Annotated in this window: 1 pseudogene; it reads right to left on the bottom strand. The window is 62.0% G+C overall.

Annotated elements, in window-relative coordinates:
- Nucleotides 1-292: pseudogene (locus tag EN852_RS39465) on the bottom strand (SAM-dependent methyltransferase); the annotation flags it as partial.

Raw genomic sequence — 292 nt, 5'->3', positions numbered from 1 at the left:
GATGTTCCGGAAGATAAATGCGAAATGCTTGACCGTGTAGTCTCCCCGGCCCGCCGAGATCGGCGACATCGGACCATATGTCAGCTGGACGATCGGCCGTCCGGCCGGGATGCGATCGAGCAGGCTTTCGATATAGGCGATACGCTGGGCGACCGGGAAGTTGAGCAGCGGCACCCCGGAAACGACGCTATCGAAGATCATCCCGCGCCTCTCGCCAAGCGTGGCGTTGAGGTTGAAGGCATCGCCCTCGATGACGTTGACGCCGGGATAGAGCTGGCGCAGATGGCGCACG

Source organism: Mesorhizobium sp. M2E.F.Ca.ET.209.01.1.1, assembly GCF_004010375.2.
Lineage (GTDB): Bacteria > Pseudomonadota > Alphaproteobacteria > Rhizobiales > Rhizobiaceae > Mesorhizobium.
The sequence above is the reverse complement of the archived record's forward strand: the minus strand, read 5'-3'. Positions and strand labels throughout refer to the sequence as shown.